The following is a 20147-nucleotide window of genomic DNA, read 5'->3' on the forward strand; positions in this document are numbered from 1 at the left end:
TTATATCTTCAAGTGTTTTCAATTTAAATCTTAAAAATTTGCATAAATCGTTAATCGTGGGGCTTTTGTTGATATTTTCTGCTTCCTTGGCGGCCCAAAGCGGATTTTTGTTGAATAATAATAGAAAGAGGAATCGAATTCCCTTTAAATTGGTAAACAACTTACCGATAGTTCAAATTGAAGTTAACGGTACACCGTTGTCTTTTATACTTGATACCGGTGTAAAATCTACAATTTTATTTAGTCTGGAGGAGGCCGATAGTCTTCAACTTCGCAATACATCGCCTGTAATGCTGCAAGGCTTGGGATCGGGTGGGGCGGTAGAAGCACTAAAGAGCTTGAACAACAAAGTAAAGGTTGGTAATGCCATAGATACGAGCCATTCACTCTTCGTGATTTTTGATAGTACTTTAAATTTTTCACCACGCATGGGTATTCCTGTACATGGAATTTTAGGAAATGATTTTTTTCAGAATTTTATTGTGAAGATAAATTATTCAACACAGGTAATAACCATTTATAACCCTGAAAAATACAGCTTGAAATCTTGCAGAAAATGTGAAGATTTACCCTTAAATTTTGTGGGAGGCAAACCTTATATTGTATTACAAATTGAATCTGAAAATAAGCGGGAAGATGTAACGCTTTTAGTAGATTCTGGTTCGAGTGATGTAATGTGGATCTTTGATCATCGCGATTTTATAAGTGAATCTCCCAAAAATTATTTTAACGATTTTCTGGGTTTGGGATTAAGTGGGGATATATATGGAAAGCGCGCGAGGATACCAGGGCTATCTGTTGGTGATTTTCATTTAAAAGAAGTAAACACGTCATTTCCAGATAATGATGCAGTCTTAAAAGCGCGTCGTTATGAGGAGCGCGATGGCAGTGTTGGTGGTGGTTTTTTGAGCAGGTTTACGGTAACTTTTGATTATGCCAATGCAATAGTCCGCTTCAAAAAAAACAGCAAGTTTAAGGAGCCATTTAATTATAATATGAGTGGCTTAACTTTGGAGCACGATGGTATGGAACTCGTAAAAGAAGAATGGCAAGCGAGGGTGAATACAGCAAGAGCAAACCAGAATGAGAGTTTAACGGTTAATAGTATTTCGGTAACAACCGAAGTTCACTTTTCGTTAGTGCCCAAATATGTCGTGGTGGCGGTTCGTGAAGATTCTCCCGCAGCATTAGCAGGAATTAAAATAGGAGACGAAATTGTAACTATTAACGGCAAACCTTCCTATCAATACAAATTGTACGAATTATTAGATTTGTTCTCTTCCGATGTAGGCCGTAGAATAGCTGTGGAAATTAAAAGAGGAAAATATATCAATAAATTTAAATTTACTCTTAAAAGTGTATTCTAAAAAAAATCCGGAGGAAGCCAATTGCTTCCTCCGGATTCAATTTATAAATAGTAAAATTATTTAGCTTTTTTCTAAAACGCTTGCCGAGTCGCTCAATACTTCACCTTTAATCTTTAAGGCAACCATAGGTTCGCTGGCATTAGAATAAACTGTAATGGTTTTTCTAATTGGGCCAACACGATTAGTATCGTACTTTACCTCAATAGTGTTGCTGGCACCAGGTGCTATCGGGCCATTAGGTTTTTTAGGAACGGTGCAGCCGCAGCTAGACTTAACGTCACTAATAATAAGCGGTGCGTCTCCAGTATTTGTGAACTCAAATACGCGAACGCCGTCACTGCCTTTGGCAATTGTGCCGTAATCTACCGTATCTGCTTTGAAACTAATTTTTGCTTGTTGCGCTTGGGTGGTAAAACCTACAATAGCAACAAGAGCTATAAGAGCTAATTTTTTCATGATATTGTTTTTTTAGTACATGCTAAAGTATATAACTTTTATAGAACGAGCAAAATAACTTATTCACTTTTATTATACTATAGTTATAATTACTTTTGCACCTCACTGTACAAATACCAGACCAAAGTATGGCTTTAGAAGCAAAATATAATGCAAAACAGATTGAAAACAAGTGGTATAGCTACTGGATGGAAAATGGCTATTTCCATTCTGAAGTTGACGAAAGAACGCCATACACCATCGTAATTCCACCGCCCAATGTAACGGGCGTATTGCATATGGGGCATATGCTAAACAATACATTGCAGGATGTGCTAATTCGCCGTGCCCGTTTGCAGGGTTTTAATGCTTGCTGGGTACCGGGAACCGATCACGCATCTATTGCCACTGAAGCTAAAGTGGTTGCAAAATTAAAAGCAGAAGGAATAGATAAAACAACTCTTTCCAGAGAAGAATTTTTAGAGCACGCTTGGGAATGGACGCATAAACATGGCGGAATAATCCTCGAGCAGTTAAAAAAACTTGGTGCTTCCTGCGATTGGGAACGCACCAAATTTACCATGGATGATGAAATGTCTGCCTCTGTTGTTAAAGTGTTTGTAGATCTTTATCGTAAAGGAAATATATACCGAGGCTTCCGAATGGTAAATTGGGACCCGCAAGCTAAAACTACCCTTTCGGACGAAGAAGTTATTTATGAAGAAAAACAAGGTAATCTCTATTACCTAAATTATAAAATAGAAGGTAGCAGCGAAACTCTAACCATCGCAACTACCCGTCCCGAAACCATTTTGGGCGATACTGCTATTTGTATAAATCCAAATGATGAACGCTTTGCACACCTTCGCGGTAAAAAAGCAATCGTTCCAGTTTGTAATCGTATAATTCCTATAATTGAAGACGTATATGTAGATGTAGAATTTGGAACAGGCTGCTTAAAAGTAACTCCTGCTCATGACGAAAATGATAAAATGCTGGGCGATAAGCACAATTTAGAAATTGTAGATATACTTAACGATGATGGTACTTTAAACAGTAATGGTCTACACTACAAAGGGAAGGATCGCTTTGTGGTTCGAAAGGAAATTGTAAAAGAGCTTGAAGAAATGGGTGTGGTTAAAAAAATTGAAACCCATCTCCACAAGGTTGGAACCAGTGAACGTACTGGTGCCGTAATTGAGCCAAAATTAAGCGACCAATGGTTTCTTAAAATGAAGGAACTTGCACAACCTGCTTTAGATGCTGTGCTTGAAAAGGATGTAAACCTAGTGCCCGAAAAGTTTGTAAATACTTATCGCCACTGGATGGAAAACGTTCGGGATTGGAATATCTCGCGACAATTATGGTGGGGCCAACAGATTCCGGCCTATTTTTATGGCGATGGGAAAGAAGATTTTGTAGTGGCCGAAAATATTGAAGAGGCAGTAAAACTAGCGCAAGAAAAAACAAGTAATGCCAATTTAAAAGCTACCGATTTAACACAAGATCCCGATGCTTTGGATACTTGGTTCTCGTCTTGGCTTTGGCCTATTTCCGTTTTTAACGGAATCTTGGAGCCAGACAATAAGGAAGTAAACTACTATTATCCAACCAACGACCTAGTTACCGCTCCCGAAATATTGTTTTTCTGGGTAGCGCGAATGATAATTGCTGGTTACGAATACAGAAATGAAAAACCGTTTACCAATGTTTACTTAACAGGTATTGTACGCGACAAACAGCGTAGAAAAATGAGCAAATCATTGGGTAATTCTCCAGATCCAATTGAGTTGATGGAGCAATACGGCGCAGACGGCGTTCGTGTGGGTATGTTGCTAAGCTCCCCCGCGGGCAACGATTTAATGTTTGATGAAGATCTGTGTAAACAAGGAAGTGGTTTTGTAAATAAAATCTGGAACGCGTATAGATTAATAGACGGTTGGGAAGTTTCCACAGAAATGGAACAATCGCAAAGCGATGTAATTGCGCTACAGTGGTACCGGAGTAAATTCCAGAAAACACTTGCCGAAATTGAAGATCACTACGGCAAATATCGTATCAGCGATGCTTTAATGGCAACTTATAAATTAGTTTGGGACGATTTCTGCTCATGGCTTTTAGAAATGGTAAAACCGCCGTTTGGAGAAAAGATTTCAGAAAAAACTTATTTGGAAGTAATTTCGGTGTTGGAAGATAATTTAAAGATTTTACATCCATTTGTTCCATTTATTTCTGAAGAAATCTGGCAGCATATCACACAACGCGATAGTCAGGAAGCATTAATTATTTCTGAATGGCCAAAAATGAACTCGTTCAATGCACCGATAATACGAGATTTTGAATTTGCTTCGGAAGTTATCTCAGGAATTAGAACCATTAGAAAGGAAAAGAATATTTCGTTTAAAGACGCAATTACACTATCCGTACTCAATAGTGAAGGGGCTTCAAAAGAATTTGACGCTGTAATAGCAAAGCTTGGCAATGTTTCGGAATTAAATTATATTTCAGAAAAACTGGATGGCGCACTTACCTTTCGCGTAAAGAGCAACGAATATTTTATACCTATTGCCGGCGCTATTAATGTAGAAGAAGAAATAGCAAAACTTTCTGAAGAACTTAAATACACCGAAGGTTTCTTAAAAAGTGTTCAAGGAAAATTAAAAAATGAGCGCTTTGTAAGTGGTGCTCCAGAAAAAGTTGTTGCTCTGGAAAGACAAAAAGAAGCAGATGCCCTTGCAAAGATTGAAACCCTAAAATCAAGCCTTGAAGGATTAAAGTAGGTTGAGCTAAATTACAATCTTACCGTTCCGGTATTTTCGTAGAATTCGCATAATTGAATTCAATGATCGAAATATCTGAACGGTAAATTTTTACATCTTATGGTTTTAAAATACCTATAAATTACTGTAAATGAGTTGTGTTGATTTTAAAATGCGGCTGGATATTCGTAACTTGTATAAAAACCCAACAATTATGGATCAGTCAAAATATAATGAAATGCAGGCAATGCTGCACAAATTGGAAGATATTAAAAACAGTCAAAAAAGTATTATCGACAAAATTAACCACGTAATAACCGATTTGTTTCAGCACCCCGATAAAGATCTTGAAAAAGCAATGGAAGCAGCACACGAACGCGCATCAATAAATGTTGAAAAGATTGCTGCCGCAATTGAAGAATACGAAATTAAATTTAACAAAGCCCAGCAATCTTAAGCCGTTTGCAAGACCCACACTATTTGCGGTATAAAAAATATTGGTTTACGGCTTCTATATAAAGTTCTTTTGCTTCATCTGGAGTGAGGCCACGAGTTTGGAATAGCGCATTGGTTTTAAAGGCAGAAATATGCGGTTTTCTTCCGCTGGGTTGGTGGGCGTCGTTGGTTGCGCGCTTGTAATATGCGTAGAGACGCAACAGTACATCGGCCGGAAAAGGCTCTTGATGATTGTTAATGCTCTTTACCGCATTTTTAAAAGCGATGTCTAATTCTTCAGAAGTCATTATTTTTCGGCAATTACTGTAATTCCTCCCTTAACTTTTTGATTGAGAGCAACTTTTATTTTAGCATCGAGAGGTAAAAATATATCTACACGCGACCCAAATTTTATAAAACCACTGTCGTCCGCTTGATTAACTTCCTGATTAACTTTAGCGTAGTTTACAATTCGTTTTGCAAGTGCTCCTGCAATTTGTCTAAATAAAATAGCTCCAAAGGCATCATTCTTCACCACTACGGTAGTGCGTTCATTTTCTTCGGAAGACTTCGGGTGCCAAGCCACTAAATATTTGCCTGGATGGTATTTGCTGTAAACCACTTTTCCCGCTACCGGATACCGAGTAATATGTACATTTATGGGGCTCATAAAAACAGATACTTGAAGTCGCTTATCGTTAAAATATTCTTTTTCAAAAACTTCTTCAATAACTACAACTTTACCATCTACAGAGGAGAGCACTTGATCTGGATTCACCAAAAAATTTCGTTTTGGGTTCCTAAAAAACTGTAAAACCAAAAGCAAAAGTATTATTAACGAAATAATTACACCCCCGCGAATGGTTGGATGGTCAATAAAGATATTCGCCAAAAGGCTAAGCCCAATAACGAGTACCAGTGCAATAAAAATAATTTTAAATCCTTCTTTATGAAACATTGTCAACAATTAATAAAAATGCATAAACAAATGGGCTGGCATAAATTATACTGTCTAATCTGTCGTACAGACCACCATGACCGGGCATAATAATTCCGCTATCTTTTACACCTGCCTGCCTTTTAAATTTTGATTGAATAAGATCGCCCACAGTACCAAAAACCGATATAATTACAGCCATCGTTATCCAAACCCACAATGGGTAAATTTGCGCATCGAAAAGACGGTGCGTTTGCAATACCTTAAAGATAACAAATCCTGCCAAAAGAGTGCCTGCTAAACCCCCTACAAATCCTTCAATTGTTTTCTTAGGCGAAATACGTTCTAAAAGCTTATGCCTTCCAAAGTTTTTACCAATTAGAAAAGCAAATGTATCGTTGCTCCAAATTAATATAAAAACGGCAACGATTATTTCGGGTTTAAACTTTCCGCTAATGTCTAAAACGGGAATAAGCGTAAGAAATATAAAACCACTAATAATGTAGAAAATTACAGTTATGTATTTTTTCTTTTCAAACATTGGAATTTTGCTCGTCCACAATACATCTTTCAATAAGTACAGATTTACAAATCCACTTAAGATTAATAGTAAGTACACGGCATTTTCTGAAAATACGCGATAGCTTAAAAAGTAAAACCCTGCTGCAAGTATAAAGTATGCTAAATAACTGGTTAGATGAACTAGTTTTAAATATTCACTTAAAGTAATAATTGCGAGTACAAAAAAGAGCCCCATAAACCATTCGCGCGAGGTGAACATTGCAAAAATGATGATCGAAATGTATAATACGCCCGAGAGGGTCCGTATGAGAATTTCCTTCATATTATAAGTCTTCCAGTAGCAACAAATATAGGTTTTTTGTGCTACTTCCATAACTCATAAAATCCTTTTCTTTTTCAGTTTCAAAGTCTTGAATTGTAGTGATGTTACTTGGAATGTAACCTGAACTTTGGTTTTTAATTATTCGCAAACCTTCACTAATTGTATCTACCAACTGGCTAGTGGTTGCAAAAATTATAACGTTTAGAGGCAATTCCTTTAACTTCTTTTCTTTTATTTGATTTGAAGATAACAAGATAGAACCGTTATTGGCAACCAACGATTCGCAATTAGAAAGAAAGAAGGTAGCTTTTTCTGAACTGCCGAAGTTGAGGTTGAAACCATCAAATTTTTGGCACAATTGTTTGTTAATACAAAATACATCTTGCTCGTACCAATCGTTCTCTAGCATTATATTGTCAAAAGCTTCAGTAATCTCTTCCCAATTTTCGCAATAGATAAATTTACCGCCGTTATTTTTGAATTTAAAGGTAAATTTTTCATCTACCGGAAGTTTCTGTTCGGGGTAATAACTGCTATGGTCGGCATGTTGGGCTCTTTTAGCCTTCCCATCCGATTTTTTATAATTGGGATTTAGAAGTCTTTTAAATAGACTCATTTATAATGAATTGAGAAGTTTTTATGCATCTTATACTTCAAATATATAAAATCTATATTGAAGTTGTAACACCTGCAAAATAAAGTTTTAAGGCTACCAGTTAACGGCAACAATTAAGTTGTTGCCGCTCTGGTTACTTCTTCTGGTTTTTCAAACGGACGATCTCCAAAAATCTTTTGAAGGTTATCTTTAAAGATCACTTCTTTTTCGAGTAATACATTCGCCAGTTCGGTTAATTTATCTTTGTTTTCCTCCAAGAGCTTTACCGCCCGTTGATACTGGGTTTCAATTAGAAGAGAAATTTCCTTATCAATTAATTCGGCAGTTTTTTCACTGTAAGGCTTTGAGAAATTATACTCAGATTGTCCGCTGCTGTCATAATAGGTTAGGTTTCCAATTTTGTCATTCAGCCCATAGATAGTTACCATAGCTCGAGCTTGTTTTGTAACTTTTTCAAGATCGCTCAAAGCTCCGGTAGAAATTCGGTCGAAAATAACTTTTTCTGCGGCACGACCTCCAAGAGCAGCGCACATTTCGTCCAGCATTTGTTCTGGATGGATGATGAGTCGCTCTTCGGGCAAATACCAAGCGGCACCCAAAGATTGGCCACGTGGTACGATGGTTACTTTTACCAAGGGAGCAGCGTGTTCCAGCATCCAACTAACGGTGGCGTGACCTGCCTCGTGAAATGCAATGGCACGTTTTTCGTCCATTGTCATTATTTTGTTTTTCTTTTCAAGACCGCCTACTATCCTATCAACGGCGTCTAGGAAATCTTGTCTTCCAACAGATTTTTTACCATTTCTAGCGGCAATCAATGCGGCTTCGTTACAAACATTCGCAATATCTGCACCCGAAAATCCAGGTGTTTGTTTTGAAAGAAAATCTGTATCTAGATTTTCGTCCTTTTTAATAGGGCGTAAGTGTACTTCAAAAATTTCTTTGCGTTCGCGAACGTCTGGAAGGTCAACGTATATCTGTCTGTCAAAACGTCCTGCGCGCATAAGGGCTTTGTCTAATACATCGGCTCGGTTGGTAGCTGCCAAAACAATCACATTTGTATTGGTGCCAAAACCGTCCATTTCTGTTAAGAGCTGGTTTAGTGTATTTTCGCGTTCATCATTGCTTCCGGAAAAATTATTTTTTCCTCTTGCACGTCCAATAGCATCAATTTCATCGATAAAAATAATGGCCGGTGCTTTATCTTTAGCTTGTTTAAATAAGTCGCGAACACGCGATGCGCCCACTCCGACAAACATTTCAACGAAATCTGATCCTGACAGTGAAAAGAATGGAACCTGAGCTTCGCCTGCAACGGCTCTTGCCAAAAGAGTTTTACCTGTTCCCGGAGGGCCAACTAACAAAGCTCCTTTAGGAATTTTACCTCCTAATGAGGTGTATTTATCGGGTTGTTTTAAGAAATCTACAATTTCCTGTACTTCTTCTTTTGCTCCTTCAAGACCGGCAACATCTTTAAAAGTGGTTTTTACATCGGTTTTTTCGTCAAATAATTTTGCTTTAGACTTTCCGATATTAAAAAGTTGTCCGCCAGCACCGCCACCAGCGCCAGAAGACATACGGCGCATAATAAAAATCCAAATGGCAATAATTATAACGAAGGGTAAAATACCCATTAAAATATCGCCCCAAACATTGCTGTCTGTTTCAAAATTTAAGGTTGCAGGTAGATTATTTTCGGCTTTTATATCCTGAAAATCTTTTTGAAATAACTGTAAATCACCAAATTCAAATTGATAATCGGGATCGTTTGGTCCCGGAGCCAAAAATGCGGGAGTATCTCCTTTTTTAGCGTGAACCTCCTTTTGTTTGGCCTCTTGCGTAAGATAAACTTTGGCTATTTTTTTATTAATAATATCAACCTTAGCAACATCACCATTTTTTAAAAACTCTTCAAATTTGGCTTGGTTGGTCTTTGCAGGTTGCGACCAGCTACCGCCCCCGAATATTTGGAGGCCAAAAAACAACAGGATTATTGCTCCGTAGATCCAGTAATAATTTGGTTTTGGCTTTTTTGAGTCGCTCTTTTTATTTTTGTTTTTATTTTCTTCGGCCATAGGGCTGTTCTCTTTTAATGTGTTGTTTCTATTTTAACCGATTTTGCATCGCCCCAAAGCCCTTCAATATCATAAAACTCGCGAATGTGCTTTTGAAATACATGAACTACAACATGTACATAGTCCATTAATACCCATTCCGAGTTGTCGCTGCCTTCAACGTGCCACGGTTTTTCCTTTAAAGCTTTACTAACGGATTTTTGAACGGAGTTTACAATGGCGTTAACTTGTGTATTGGAAGTACCATTGCAGATTATAAAATAGTCACAAACGGTGTTTTCTATATCTCGTAAGTCAAGAATTTCAATATCTTGGCCTTTTACATCTTCTATCCCAGTAATTATTTGGGCAATAAGTTGATCTGTTCCCACCTCATCGGGCAAGCCTGTTTGTTTTTTCTGCATTAATTATTTTTCTTTTCTATTTCGCAAAGTTATTACTTTTTTGTTTCTTGAACTGCTTTAAAAACGTAATACTAAACATAATTATCGTTTTGAATATAATCAAACTTAATGCCATCGATTCTACCAATAGTTACTTAAAGCAGTTAGCAAAGGAAACGCAGCTGCAAGATGAAACCGTGGTGGTTACCAACAAACAACTTTCGGGTCGTGGCCAAATGGGAAATGGTTGGAGTTCCCGTGAAGGCCAAAGCCTTACATTCAGCATCTTTAAAGTGTTTAACGGGCTTTTGGCAGAACGACAGTTTGCCATCTCAATGGCAGTTTCACTGGGTATCGCTGCAGCGATGAACGAATTAAATATACCAAATATTTCAATAAAATGGCCAAACGACATATTGTCAGCCAAAAGGAAAATTGGTGGAATATTAATTGAGAACGTTCTGGAGGGCAATTTTGTAAAACAAGCGGTAATTGGCATAGGTATTAATGTGAATGAAACGCATTTTTTAAAATTACCACAAGCTGGCTCCTTAAAGCTCGCAACCGGCAAAACATTTCAACTGGACGAAGTGCTGCAAATAATTCTGAAAAGTGTTTTTAACAATTTAGAAATGCTATCCCAAAATGACTTTCTGAAAATGAAACAGCTTTACGAAAACCATTTATTTCAGAAAGAAAAAGTTTCCGTTTTTGAAACGCCAACAGCTTCACACTTTAACGGAATAATTAAAGGGGTTTCAGAAATTGGCGAACTTTTAGTGGATACCGAAAATCAAGGGTTTCGGAAATTCCAATTGAAAGAAGTTAAATTGATTTTTTAACTGCTCGCTTCCTGCAAGGTTTTTAAAACCTTGTAGGTTTTTCGGGGTTGAAACCTTGTAGGTTTTTCGTGGTTGGAAATGATACCTTACAAGGTCAGAAATTGACCTACAGGGTTATATCTACAAGGTCAGAAAAAAGACCTTGCAGGATAGGCGCGGTACTACTTTACTAAGAATTAATAACGAATGTTAAAGTTGCTCCATATTTGATACAAGCGTATCTATAAATTTTGAAATCGGACCTTTTATCATCATAGCCATCATAGAATTGAATTCGCCTTCAAAATACAAAGCCACGGTAGCCGTGTTTTCTGAAACCGCTTCAATATTGGCAGTTAATGTAAAAGGAATTTTATCGCTGATAGCTCCCAAAACAACCTTGCTTGGCTTTTCAACTTCTTTTACTTCCAATGCTATTTCGGGCATTCCCTTTAAGCCAAAAACAAAAGCATTTTCGCGGATAACCTCAAATTTGCTGATATTTTCGGGCATTAAGGTTTCAAAATTCTTTACGTCGGTTAAAAAATCGCAAAGATCTTCTGCAGATTTTTGAACGGTTACTTCTTTACTATTTAATTTCATCTAAACTTTTTCTTAATGATTAATACTTTTCGGCTGCGAGCTACTTCAAATTTATTAAAACTCGAACCTATAGTTACTGTCCCCAAGTTTCAGGACTATTGCGCCATTCCGAGAGTAATCCTGCTTCTTCCGCATTAATATATTTTGAACTTTCAGCTTCTTCTAACAACATTTCATAATTGCTGAGGGTATTTAAAGTTACGTTTGCCTTTTTAAAATTAGTTTCCGAAACGTTAAATCCGTAGCTGAAAATAGCAACCATTCCCTTTACATTAACATTAGCTTCTTTTAAAGCTTCTACGGCCATGAGGCTACTTTTACCGGTGCTTATTAAATCTTCTACGACCACCACGTTGGAATTGGGCTCTATATGACCTTCAATTTTATTTTGGCGGCCGTGGCCTTTTGCCTCCGGACGAACATAGCAAAACGGAACGTTTAAATAGTCGGCAACCAACATACCAATACCTATGGCACCAGTAGCAACGCCGGCAATTATATCGGGCCTTCCGTACAATTCTTCTATTTGTTTTGCGAGGTTTTCACGAATGTAATTCCGAATCATTGGGTAGGAAAGTGTTATGCGATTATCGCAGTAAATTGGCGATTTCCATCCAGAAGCCCATGTAAAAGGGTTTTGCGGTTGCAATTTTATTGCATTAATTTGCAGTAATAATGCCGCGGTTTTTTGTGCCGTATCTTTGTTTAATATCATTGTGCAAATGTATAAAGTTTTTGTAAAAGATATTCCCATTATTCTCTCTACGGAGAAAAATATTGGGGAGCACTACACTACCATTCCTTTAAAACAAGCTCGTTTTAAAAAATTGGTAAAAAAAATAAATAACGGCGAGCTGCTATATGTTAATCTCTATCATAAAAATGCCGAAAAATTAGATCGTTTTCTGCGGAAAAAAATTAAAGTTGTAGAAGCTGCCGGTGGGATGGTTTACAACAGTAAAAATGAAATTCTCTTTATACGCCGAAATAAGAAATGGGATCTTCCGAAAGGAAAAATTGAAAAAGGAGAAACGCATCGTGAAGCTGCCATGCGCGAAGTTATTGAAGAAACAGGAGTGAAGGATTTGGAGATTCGCGATTTTATAATGACTACCTACCACGTATTTACGCGTAACGGAAAATTTCGCTTAAAAGTTACCTACTGGTATAAAATGTTCAGCGATTACGATGGTGCGTTAATTCCCGAAGCCCAAGAAGGTATTAAAAAAGTAAAATGGAAAGATTTCGAAAAATCGCAAAAAGCGTTACAAGACTCTTATGAAAATATTAAGCTACTCTTTCCAAAAGAATATTTAACCACCCACCCGAATGATAGGATATCTGAGGTGTGATTTTTCGTAATTTGGCGATTGTTTGTGAATCCAATCTAATTGGAAATACCAGTTTTTTTCAAAATCGGGATCAGAGCTTTTCTTGGCTTCGAATGCTTTTTTTACGGTAGGATTTTTATTTAGAAATTGTTCAGCCAAATCTTCCCAAATGTATGGAGAAAACCCTTCTTTTTGTTGCAAGATTGCGTCGAAAAAATTCCAATTAAAATAGGAGTCGGGAGCCGTGGGTTCTAATGTTTCTATAATGTAACGCACACCCGCTTGCTGTGTATTTACTAAAATATCTCCCTTCTTTACTGTAGCTTTTTCTATGCTTTTGCTTACCCGAGTATTATAATGTAAATAATGGCCTTCATAAGCATTTTTTACGGTTTCAAAATTTTTAATGTGGTATACTTCGGCGAGTAATGTGGTGTCGTTTTTAATTTCTGAAAATTCAATTTTATTTAGTTTTAACAAGTTTATTACATTCCAATATCCTCTTGGAATAATGTATGCCGAAGGAATTGTTACGGAATCTGCCGCTTTAAAATAGTTGTAATAGGTAACATTTTTTGTGAAGGGTTTATCTCTAAAATATTTTAAACGCATGGCACCGGTAATTTTGCTCGGTATCATTTTACCTTCGAATCCCTTAAAAGAGAGTGTTGTTGTTTTTGAAGAATCTACTCGCCACGTAAGAGGGTAGTGGCTTTTTGTTTTAAATTTTTCAACTGCATTTCTGCGAAGTATTTTTATTTTTTCTGCATCTTCATCAGCAATATTTATAAAACTTTTCATTAGTTCGTAAGTGCCTTCAACCCTTTGTTTGTAAGGTTTTAGCATATGTGTTTCTACGGTGAGCCCCAGTGTATTGAACAAGGTAGTGTATCCCGACGCATAGCGCGGCGAATCCATAAATTGCGAAAATCCGTTCTCCGGAACTTGATTAAAAACATTTACATATGGAGTAATATCCCATTGTTTTTTTTGAAGCGAATCTTCCAATTGCGGCATAAATGAGCTGTGCAAATAGTTGCCTAAGGCGCCTCCTAATTTGTTGTGCTGCGTAAAGAGGTGGGTAAGTATATATTGGTAATCGGCTCCGTTACTCACGTGATTATCTATAAATAGATCAGGGTTTAACCAGTGAAATATTTCGGAAAAGGCCCTGGAATTTTTGGTGTCGGCTTTAATAAAATCGCGATTTAAATCAAAATTGCGCGCGTTTCCACGAAAGCCGTATTCCTTGGGTCCGTTTTGATTAGTGCGGGATGTGCTGTTTCTATTTAATGCACCGCCAATATTATACACAGGAATTGTGGCGATAATGGTGTTTTTGGGCAAGGTGATTTTATTTTCGGCATAATCTCTAAATAGCAGCATCGTAGCGTCAATTCCGTCTGGCTCGCCGGGGTGGATGCCGTTATTAATTAAAATTACGTTTTTACCGTTTTTAGAAAATGTTTCTTTTGAATGGGTTTTATCATCAGGGTCAAAAAGCACCACGTGCAGCGGAAAACCGCTATCTGTTTGTCCAATTTCAAAAACACTAATTGAAGGAAATTTCTTTTCGAGTAATAAATAGAAATTTATTGTTTCGGAATAGGTGCCAGTTTTAAGACCATTTGAATTTTCGAAAGTGGTGGTTAAGGTTTGTGCCGAAATATTCTGGCAAGAACCAATAAGTACGGCAATAAGAATACAGGAAAAGAAAACGATGTTTTTCATTGAAATATTTATAAAGAACAAATATAAAGAACCAAAAATGACATTTTCTGGAACAAGGAGCGAAATATTACGCATAAAAAAGCCCCGCAAAATTTTGCAGGGCTCAATTTATTCGGTTTTAAAAATTTTTAACCATTCATTGAAATTAAAAACTCTTCGTTATTTCTGGTTTGTTTAATGCGGTCGTTAATAAACTCCATTGCTTCAACAGGATTCATGTCTGCAAGATATTTGCGCAATACCCACATTCGCTGAATTGTATTTTCATCGAGCAACAAGTCATCACGGCGTGTACTTGATGAAGTAAGATCTATCGCCGGGAAAATTCGTCGGTTGGAAATTTTTCTATCCAATTGAAGCTCCATGTTTCCAGTTCCTTTAAACTCTTCAAAAATTACTTCGTCCATTTTAGAACCGGTCTCGGTCAATGCAGTAGCAATTATACTTAAGGAACCTCCATTTTCAATATTACGGGCAGCTCCAAAAAAGCGTTTTGGTTTATGTAGTGCATTTGCATCTACACCACCACTCAAAATTTTGCCGCTTGCAGGTTGTACCGTGTTGTAAGCTCTTGCCAAACGTGTAATAGAATCTAACAAAATTACCACATCGTGGCCGCATTCTACCAATCTTTTTGCTTTATCAATTACCAGGTTTGCTACGCGAACGTGTTCAGTTGCCTCTTTATCAAAAGTAGATGCAACTACCTCGCCTCTAACATTTCGTTGCATATCGGTAACTTCTTCCGGGCGTTCATCAATTAACAGAACAATCTGGTACACTTCGGGATGGTTTGCAGCAATTGCATTCGCAATATCTTTTAGCAACATGGTTTTACCCGTTTTAGGTTGCGATACTATCATACCACGTTGGCCTTTACCGATAGGCGCAAATAAATCTATAATTCGTGTTGATATGGTACTTTGCTTATCTGCAATATTAAATTTTTCCTGGGGGAAAAGCGGTGTTAAATGCTCAAAAGATACACGGTCGCGAACCACATTAGGGTTTAGGCCATTTATTTTTACCACCTTGATTAACGGGAAGTATTTTTCACCTTCTTTAGGTGGGCGTACCTCGCCTAAAACCGTATCGCCGGTTTTTAATCCGAATAGACGAATCTGCGATTGCGAAACGTAAATATCATCTGGAGATGATAAATAATTATAATCGCTTGATCGTAAAAATCCGTAGCCATCCTGCATAATGTCTAGTACGCCTTCACTTTCAATTATACCGTCAAATTCGTAATCCGGTTCTCTGTATCTATTGCGAGAATCTTTATTGCCATTGTTTCGGTTGTCGTGCGTATTGCCATCTTTTTGCTTGTGGCTTTGGTGCTTTTGACGGTTGTCTGAATTTGAATTATCACTGCGCTGATGCTTCTGCCTATTATCATTAGCACCAGATTTTTGGTGTTGCTGTTTTTTATCGCTATTCTTTTTGTCGCCTTTATCGTTAGAAGAGCGCTTATCTGAAGTATGCTTTTTATCGTCAGCACTTTTTTTGTCGTCGCCACCTTTTTTATTGTCATCACCTTTTTTGGGGTCATCAGCTTTTTTTGCATCATCACTTTTTTTAGTGTGTTGTTGCTTTTGAGGCTGTGTTTTTTTGTTTCGGCTATTGCTTTTTTGCTGATTGGATTTATTGTCTTTTTCAGCTTTGTCCGAGGCGGAAGGGGCTTTATCGTCTTTTTTTGTGTCGGGGGCAGAAGTGTCTGCATTCAAGACTGCCTTAACAGCCTTGGGATTTGCGGCTTGGTAGTCTAGAATTTGATATACCAAGTCTAATTTTTTTTGTGTGCGATATTTCGGCACATTGAGTTCTTTAGCGATATCCTGAAGTTCAGGAAGCTTTTTGTTTTTTAATTCTGAAATTTCAAACATGTATTGAATACTGTAGTTAAAGTTTATACTAATGTGTTTCTATAGAGAAGAATAAGTACGTTGAAAGTTTTTCGAAGACTAAGTAACCCTTATTGAGTTGGTTACGTATTGTTACTGCAATAATACAATAATAAATTAAAAAGTACTGTTATTTTTTTTAAAAAGAAACTGTATTTTTGCTGCGCATTTAAGTTTTTGCACGATGATTCAACGTATTCAAACTATATATTTAATTGTTTCGGCCCTAATTATGGGTGTGCTATTTTATTGGTTTCCAGTTGTTTTAGGCGAAAACGGCACAGCAATCATAGAGCGCGACGAGCCTTTGGTTTTTATTCTAATATTCGTCTCTATTGCACTGGCCATAATTTCAATTTTAAGTTTTAAAAAACGGCAAACACAATTTGTTCTTAACCGTTTAAACATTATATCAAACTTTGTATTACTAGGAGTTTTCGTTTACAGATCGCTTACTTTATCCGGAGAAACATTAGTTTCAGAGAAGGGTATTGGGGTGCTTCTTCCTATCATTTCTATCGTATTTTTAGTGCTGGCCAACAAGGCCATTAAAAAGGATGAGGATCTTGTAAAATCTGTTGATCGTTTACGATAAACCAATCTTGGTATATTAGTGCAAAACCCCTGAAGGATGCCACCTTTGGGGGTTTTTTGTTATTTTGATACTGCTGAAATTTTTAAAATAAACCTTAAAAACATTAAAGATTCTCAGCTGTAAAAATTATCTCTCAAACTCAATTACCTCCAAATTTTTAATAAGTTCCCCTTCAATTTCAAAACGGAGCATGGTGCGTACTTTTTGAAATCCGTGTTTTCCGGCCGCACCGGGATTCATATGTAGCAAACCTGTACTTTTGTCTGGCATAACTTTTAAAATATGCGAATGGCCACAGATGAATAACTTTGGTGGATTGGCGTAAATTTCGTGCCGAATGGAGGGATTGTACTTACCGGGATAACCGCCAATATGTGTAATCCAGACATCAACCCCATCGCACATAAAACGATTGTGTAACGGAAATTCTATTCTTGCCTCAGTGCCATCAATATTGCCGTACACAGCGCGAAGTGGTTTTATTTTCTTAATGGCATCGGTCACCGAAAGATCTCCAATATCGCCAGCGTGCCAAACTTCATCTGCTTGTTTTACATACGTCAATATTTTTTCGTCTATGTAGCTGTGGGTGTCGCTTAAAAGCAGAATTTTTTTCAAAATAGATAGGATTGGTGTTTGGCGAAGGTATTAAGTTTTTCAAAGTTATAACATAAATGCTGGTCTGTAAATTGTAATTTTGTCGATTCTGAAAAAATGGTGAATTGCGATATTTTATAGAAATAGCCTATAACGGTAAAAATTATTTTGGATGGCAGCGCCAGCCCGAACAAAATAGTGTACAACAGGTTTTAGAGGAGGCGCTTTCAACTTTACTTCGGAAGCAATTAAAACTTACCGGCGCCGGAAGAACCGATGCCGGCGTACACGCAAAGCAACTTTTTGCCCATTTTGATTTTGATGTAATTGAAGATTTGGAAGCTTTAGTGTATAGATTAAATTCGTTTCTTCCGAAAGATATTTCAGTAAAAAAATTTTTTAAGGTTAAAGATGATGCGCACGCACGTTTTCACGCAACTGAAAGAGCGTACAAGTACATCGTAATATTGGGTAAAGATCCTTTTTTACAGGATTTTTCGTTTCAATTGCATAAAACTCCAGATGTTATTTTAATGAACCAAGCTGCTGAATTGCTATTGCATCATAGAGATTTTCAATGCTTTTCACGTACCAATACCGACGTAAAAACGTATCATTGTTCAATTGTAAAAGCACAGTGGGAAGCTAAAAATAATAAGCTTACTTTTACAATTGTGGCAGATCGTTTTCTGCGAAATATGGTGCGTGCCGTTGTGGGAACGCTGTTAGATGTAGGTTTCGGAAAAACTACAATTGAAGAGTTTAGCGAAATATTGCAAAGCAAAAACAGAGAAAATGCAGGGGCTTCGGCTCCAGCCCAAGGCTTGTTTTTAACAAAGGTTGTGTATCCTGATTCTATTTTTTTAAGAAATTAAAAACAATGGCATATATTTTATAGTACCAATTAACATACTCATTTAACGAATTAATAAATAACAGTGTCAGAAAAAACGGGCAACGCATTCGATTTTAAGCTCTTTAAGCGTTTATTGGCTTTTACAAAACCGTATAGCTTTATATTTTATTTTGTGGCTTTTGCGGCAATTATTATGTCCGGACTTGCCGTGTTGCGGCCTTATCTTTTAGAGTTGGCCATAGACAATTCTATGGTTCCAAAGGATGGCGAAGGATTTATGAAGTACATTATTTTAATGGTAATTGTGCTTTTTCTGGAGGTTATTTTTCAATTCGCTTTTATTTTTTACACCAATTATCTCGGGCAAAGTGTAATCCGCGATTTGCGTCAGAAACTCTTCCGCTTAATGATGAGCTTTAAAATGAAATATTTTGACAAAAGCGCCGTCGGAAGATTGACAACCCGAGCTGTAAACGATGTGGAAACGATATCCAGTATTTTTAGCGAAGGCTTGTTTATGATTATAAGCGACCTCTTAAAAATGTTTGTAATTGCCGGATTTATGCTTTATCAAAGTTGGCAATTGTCCTTAATTGCATTTACAGTTTTGCCTTTTATTCTATACGCAACCCGAGTTTTTCAGAAAGCGATGAAAGTTGCTTTTGAAGATGTGCGAAATCAAGTTGCCAACTTAAATACATTTGTGCAAGAACGAATTACGGGAATGAAAATAGTGCAAATTTTTACCCGTGAAAAAACCGAATATGAACGTTTTCAAGAAATAAATAAAGCACACCGAAAAGCGTGGATAAAAACAGTATGGTATAACTCAATTTTCTTTCCAATTGCAGAAATGACAGGAGCTGTAGCTACAGGATTATTGGTTTGGTACGGCGGATTAAATGTAATTAGTGGCGGAGCGATTACCCTGGGTATAGTTGTTGCTTTTATACAATATACCGAAATGCTCTTTAGGCCTCTTCGGCAGATTGCAGATAAATTTAACACCCTGCAAATGGGTATGGTAGCTGCAAATCGGGTTTTTGCAATACTCGATACAAAAGCCCATATTGCCGATACCGGAACCGTAGATTATAAAAGTACCAAAGGCGAAATAGCCTTTAAAAATGTTTATTTTGGTTACAACGAAGGCGAAGAGGTAATTAAAGGTATTTCATTTAATGCTAAGCCCGGCGAAACAATTGCTATTGTTGGTGCCACAGGTGCTGGCAAAAGCACCATTATCAATCTTTTAAATCGTTTTTACGAAATAAACAGTGGCGAAATTACCATTGATTCCATTTCAATAAAAGAGTATAGTTTAGATTCGCTTCGCAGTCAAATTGCGGTGGTGCTGCAAGATGTTTTCCTTTTTGCAGATTCCATTTTAAACAATATTACGCTTGGCAATCCAGATATTTCAGAAGAAGAAGTAATTACCGCTGCTAAGGAAATTGGCGTTCACGAATTTATAAAATCGCTTCCCGGCGGCTATCAGTACAATGTAAAAGAACGAGGCAGTATGCTTTCCTCAGGCCAGCGACAACTTATTTCGTTTTTGAGGGCATATGTTAGCAAACCGAGTATTTTAATTTTAGACGAAGCCACTTCATCAGTAGATACCTATTCCGAAGAATTAATTCAGACAGCTACAGATAAAATTACCAAAGACCGTACTTCAATAGTAATTGCACACAGATTGGCTACTATTAAAAAAGCAGATAAAATTATTGTGATGGATGCCGGAAAAATTGTTGAGGAAGGCACTCACGAAACCTTATTGAAATTAGAAAAAGGGTTTTATAGAAATCTGTACGATGTGCAATTTATTGCAGAAGAAGTAGCTTCCTAACCCCAA

Annotated in this window: 20 protein-coding genes; 8 read left to right on the forward strand and 12 right to left on the reverse strand. The window is 37.1% G+C overall.

What is annotated here, in order from left to right; genetic code table 11:
* Nucleotides 1-38 precede the first annotated feature (38 nt).
* Entirely contained in the window at nt 39-1367 is a 1329-nt protein-coding gene (locus tag VZD24_RS08225; RefSeq protein WP_279447101.1) for an aspartyl protease family protein, read from the forward strand.
* Nucleotides 1368-1427: 60 nt separating this feature from the next.
* Here the strand turns inward: VZD24_RS08225 and VZD24_RS08230 are convergent, their stop codons facing one another.
* Nucleotides 1428-1823 carry a DUF1573 domain-containing protein gene (locus VZD24_RS08230; protein WP_279447102.1) on the reverse strand — a complete coding sequence of 132 codons (396 nt, stop codon included), beginning with the start codon at nt 1821-1823 and terminating at the stop codon, nt 1428-1430.
* Nucleotides 1824-1951: 128 nt separating this feature from the next.
* On the opposite strand from VZD24_RS08230, the gene VZD24_RS08235 reads away from it, so the two are divergent.
* Together VZD24_RS08235 and VZD24_RS08240 are read left to right on the forward strand one after the other, a co-directional pair.
* Nucleotides 1952-4582, forward strand: a complete 2631-nt coding sequence (locus VZD24_RS08235; RefSeq protein WP_342687382.1) for a valine--tRNA ligase — start codon at nt 1952-1954, stop codon at nt 4580-4582.
* 193 nt (nt 4583-4775) lie between these two features.
* Nucleotides 4776-5018, forward strand: a complete 243-nt coding sequence (locus VZD24_RS08240) for a hypothetical protein (protein WP_279447104.1) — start codon at nt 4776-4778, stop codon at nt 5016-5018.
* 19 nt (nt 5019-5037) lie between these two features.
* Here the strand turns inward: VZD24_RS08240 and VZD24_RS08245 are convergent, their stop codons facing one another.
* The 6 genes from VZD24_RS08245 to rsfS all read right to left on the reverse strand — a co-directional run bounded on the left by VZD24_RS08245 (nt 5038) and on the right by rsfS (nt 9872).
* A complete protein-coding gene (locus tag VZD24_RS08245) occupies nt 5038-5304 on the reverse strand; it encodes an acyl-CoA-binding protein (RefSeq protein ID WP_279447105.1) in 267 nt (88 codons plus the stop codon).
* Entirely contained in the window at nt 5304-5954 is a 651-nt protein-coding gene (locus tag VZD24_RS08250) for a phosphatidylserine decarboxylase family protein (RefSeq protein ID WP_279447106.1), read from the reverse strand. The genes VZD24_RS08245 and VZD24_RS08250 overlap by 1 nt, the downstream gene beginning before the upstream one ends.
* Nucleotides 5944-6777, reverse strand: a complete 834-nt coding sequence (locus VZD24_RS08255) for a phosphatidate cytidylyltransferase (RefSeq protein WP_279447107.1) — start codon at nt 6775-6777, stop codon at nt 5944-5946. Before VZD24_RS08255 ends, VZD24_RS08250 begins: the two co-directional genes overlap by 11 nt.
* A gap of 1 nt (nt 6778) precedes the next feature.
* Nucleotides 6779-7393 (reverse strand): LUD domain-containing protein, encoded by a 615-nt coding sequence (locus VZD24_RS08260; protein ID WP_342687384.1) that lies wholly within the window; start codon nt 7391-7393, stop codon nt 6779-6781.
* Between the two features lie 113 nt (nt 7394-7506).
* On the reverse strand, nt 7507-9468 hold the full coding sequence (ftsH, locus tag VZD24_RS08265; RefSeq protein ID WP_279447109.1) for an ATP-dependent zinc metalloprotease FtsH: 1962 nt from the start codon (nt 9466-9468) through the stop codon (nt 7507-7509).
* A gap of 14 nt (nt 9469-9482) precedes the next feature.
* Nucleotides 9483-9872, reverse strand: a complete 390-nt coding sequence (gene rsfS / locus VZD24_RS08270; RefSeq protein ID WP_342687385.1) for a ribosome silencing factor — start codon at nt 9870-9872, stop codon at nt 9483-9485.
* 89 nt (nt 9873-9961) lie between these two features.
* Between rsfS and VZD24_RS08275 the strand changes: the two genes are divergently transcribed.
* Nucleotides 9962-10693 carry a biotin--[acetyl-CoA-carboxylase] ligase gene (locus VZD24_RS08275; RefSeq protein WP_342687386.1) on the forward strand — a complete coding sequence of 244 codons (732 nt, stop codon included), beginning with the start codon at nt 9962-9964 and terminating at the stop codon, nt 10691-10693.
* A 189-nt stretch (nt 10694-10882) separates the two neighbouring features.
* Here VZD24_RS08275 and VZD24_RS08280 read toward each other — a convergent pair whose 3' ends face one another.
* Both VZD24_RS08280 and pyrE read right to left on the reverse strand, forming a co-directional pair.
* On the reverse strand, nt 10883-11275 hold the full coding sequence (locus tag VZD24_RS08280; RefSeq protein ID WP_279447112.1) for an SRPBCC family protein: 393 nt from the start codon (nt 11273-11275) through the stop codon (nt 10883-10885).
* Between the two features lie 73 nt (nt 11276-11348).
* Nucleotides 11349-11990 (reverse strand): orotate phosphoribosyltransferase, encoded by a 642-nt coding sequence (gene pyrE, locus VZD24_RS08285; RefSeq protein WP_279447113.1) that lies wholly within the window; start codon nt 11988-11990, stop codon nt 11349-11351.
* 7 nt (nt 11991-11997) lie between these two features.
* Between pyrE and VZD24_RS08290 the strand changes: the two genes are divergently transcribed.
* Entirely contained in the window at nt 11998-12627 is a 630-nt protein-coding gene (locus VZD24_RS08290) for an NUDIX hydrolase (RefSeq protein ID WP_279447114.1), read from the forward strand.
* On the opposite strand, the gene VZD24_RS08295 is transcribed toward VZD24_RS08290, so the two are convergent.
* Together VZD24_RS08295 and rho are read right to left on the reverse strand one after the other, a co-directional pair.
* The gene (locus VZD24_RS08295; protein WP_342687387.1) at nt 12589-14337 is read right to left on the reverse strand and encodes a M14 family metallopeptidase; all 1749 of its coding nucleotides are present in this window, start codon (nt 14335-14337) and stop codon (nt 12589-12591) included. The two genes, VZD24_RS08290 and VZD24_RS08295, sit on opposite strands and share 39 nt — an antisense overlap.
* 128 nt (nt 14338-14465) lie before the next feature.
* Nucleotides 14466-16223 carry a transcription termination factor Rho gene (gene rho, locus VZD24_RS08300; protein ID WP_279447116.1) on the reverse strand — a complete coding sequence of 586 codons (1758 nt, stop codon included), beginning with the start codon at nt 16221-16223 and terminating at the stop codon, nt 14466-14468.
* Between the two features lie 202 nt (nt 16224-16425).
* On the opposite strand from rho, the gene VZD24_RS08305 reads away from it, so the two are divergent.
* Nucleotides 16426-16836: a DUF4293 domain-containing protein gene (locus VZD24_RS08305; RefSeq protein ID WP_279447117.1), complete on the forward strand. Its 411-nt coding sequence runs from the start codon at nt 16426-16428 to the stop codon at nt 16834-16836.
* A gap of 126 nt (nt 16837-16962) precedes the next feature.
* Here VZD24_RS08305 and VZD24_RS08310 read toward each other — a convergent pair whose 3' ends face one another.
* Complete coding sequence (locus tag VZD24_RS08310; protein WP_342687388.1) at nt 16963-17454, reverse strand: metallophosphoesterase family protein; 492 nt, start codon at nt 17452-17454, stop codon at nt 16963-16965.
* Between the two features lie 104 nt (nt 17455-17558).
* Here VZD24_RS08310 and truA point away from each other — a divergent pair, with 104 nt between their 5' ends.
* Nucleotides 17559-18308 carry a tRNA pseudouridine(38-40) synthase TruA gene (gene truA / locus VZD24_RS08315; RefSeq protein ID WP_342687389.1) on the forward strand — a complete coding sequence of 250 codons (750 nt, stop codon included), beginning with the start codon at nt 17559-17561 and terminating at the stop codon, nt 18306-18308.
* 63 nt (nt 18309-18371) lie between these two features.
* Nucleotides 18372-20141: an ABC transporter ATP-binding protein gene (locus tag VZD24_RS08320; RefSeq protein WP_279447121.1), complete on the forward strand. Its 1770-nt coding sequence runs from the start codon at nt 18372-18374 to the stop codon at nt 20139-20141.
* Nucleotides 20142-20147: the final 6 nt, after the last annotated feature.

This window comes from Aequorivita flava, assembly GCF_038742595.1.
GTDB classification, from domain to species: domain Bacteria; phylum Bacteroidota; class Bacteroidia; order Flavobacteriales; family Flavobacteriaceae; genus Aequorivita; species Aequorivita marisscotiae.

What these genes read in the sequence shown, in the direction of transcription:
- VZD24_RS08230 (WP_279447102.1), bottom strand. Translation starts at nt 1,823, where the DNA reads ATGAAAAAATTAGCTCTTATAGCTCTTGTTGCTATTGTAGGTTTTACC.
- VZD24_RS08235 (WP_342687382.1), top strand. Translation starts at nt 1,952, where the DNA reads ATGGCTTTAGAAGCAAAATATAATGCAAAACAGATTGAAAACAAGTGG.
- VZD24_RS08240 (WP_279447104.1), top strand. Translation starts at nt 4,776, where the DNA reads ATGGATCAGTCAAAATATAATGAAATGCAGGCAATGCTGCACAAATTG.
- VZD24_RS08245 (WP_279447105.1), bottom strand. Translation starts at nt 5,304, where the DNA reads ATGACTTCTGAAGAATTAGACATCGCTTTTAAAAATGCGGTAAAGAGC.
- VZD24_RS08250 (WP_279447106.1), bottom strand. Translation starts at nt 5,954, where the DNA reads ATGTTTCATAAAGAAGGATTTAAAATTATTTTTATTGCACTGGTACTC.
- VZD24_RS08255 (WP_279447107.1), bottom strand. Translation starts at nt 6,777, where the DNA reads ATGAAGGAAATTCTCATACGGACCCTCTCGGGCGTATTATACATTTCG.
- VZD24_RS08260 (WP_342687384.1), bottom strand. Translation starts at nt 7,393, where the DNA reads ATGAGTCTATTTAAAAGACTTCTAAATCCCAATTATAAAAAATCGGAT.
- ftsH (WP_279447109.1), bottom strand. Translation starts at nt 9,468, where the DNA reads ATGGCCGAAGAAAATAAAAACAAAAATAAAAAGAGCGACTCAAAAAAG.
- rsfS (WP_342687385.1), bottom strand. Translation starts at nt 9,872, where the DNA reads ATGCAGAAAAAACAAACAGGCTTGCCCGATGAGGTGGGAACAGATCAA.
- VZD24_RS08280 (WP_279447112.1), bottom strand. Translation starts at nt 11,275, where the DNA reads ATGAAATTAAATAGTAAAGAAGTAACCGTTCAAAAATCTGCAGAAGAT.
- pyrE (WP_279447113.1), bottom strand. Translation starts at nt 11,990, where the DNA reads ATGATATTAAACAAAGATACGGCACAAAAAACCGCGGCATTATTACTG.
- VZD24_RS08290 (WP_279447114.1), top strand. Translation starts at nt 11,998, where the DNA reads ATGTATAAAGTTTTTGTAAAAGATATTCCCATTATTCTCTCTACGGAG.
- VZD24_RS08295 (WP_342687387.1), bottom strand. Translation starts at nt 14,337, where the DNA reads ATGAAAAACATCGTTTTCTTTTCCTGTATTCTTATTGCCGTACTTATT.
- rho (WP_279447116.1), bottom strand. Translation starts at nt 16,223, where the DNA reads ATGTTTGAAATTTCAGAATTAAAAAACAAAAAGCTTCCTGAACTTCAG.
- VZD24_RS08305 (WP_279447117.1), top strand. Translation starts at nt 16,426, where the DNA reads ATGATTCAACGTATTCAAACTATATATTTAATTGTTTCGGCCCTAATT.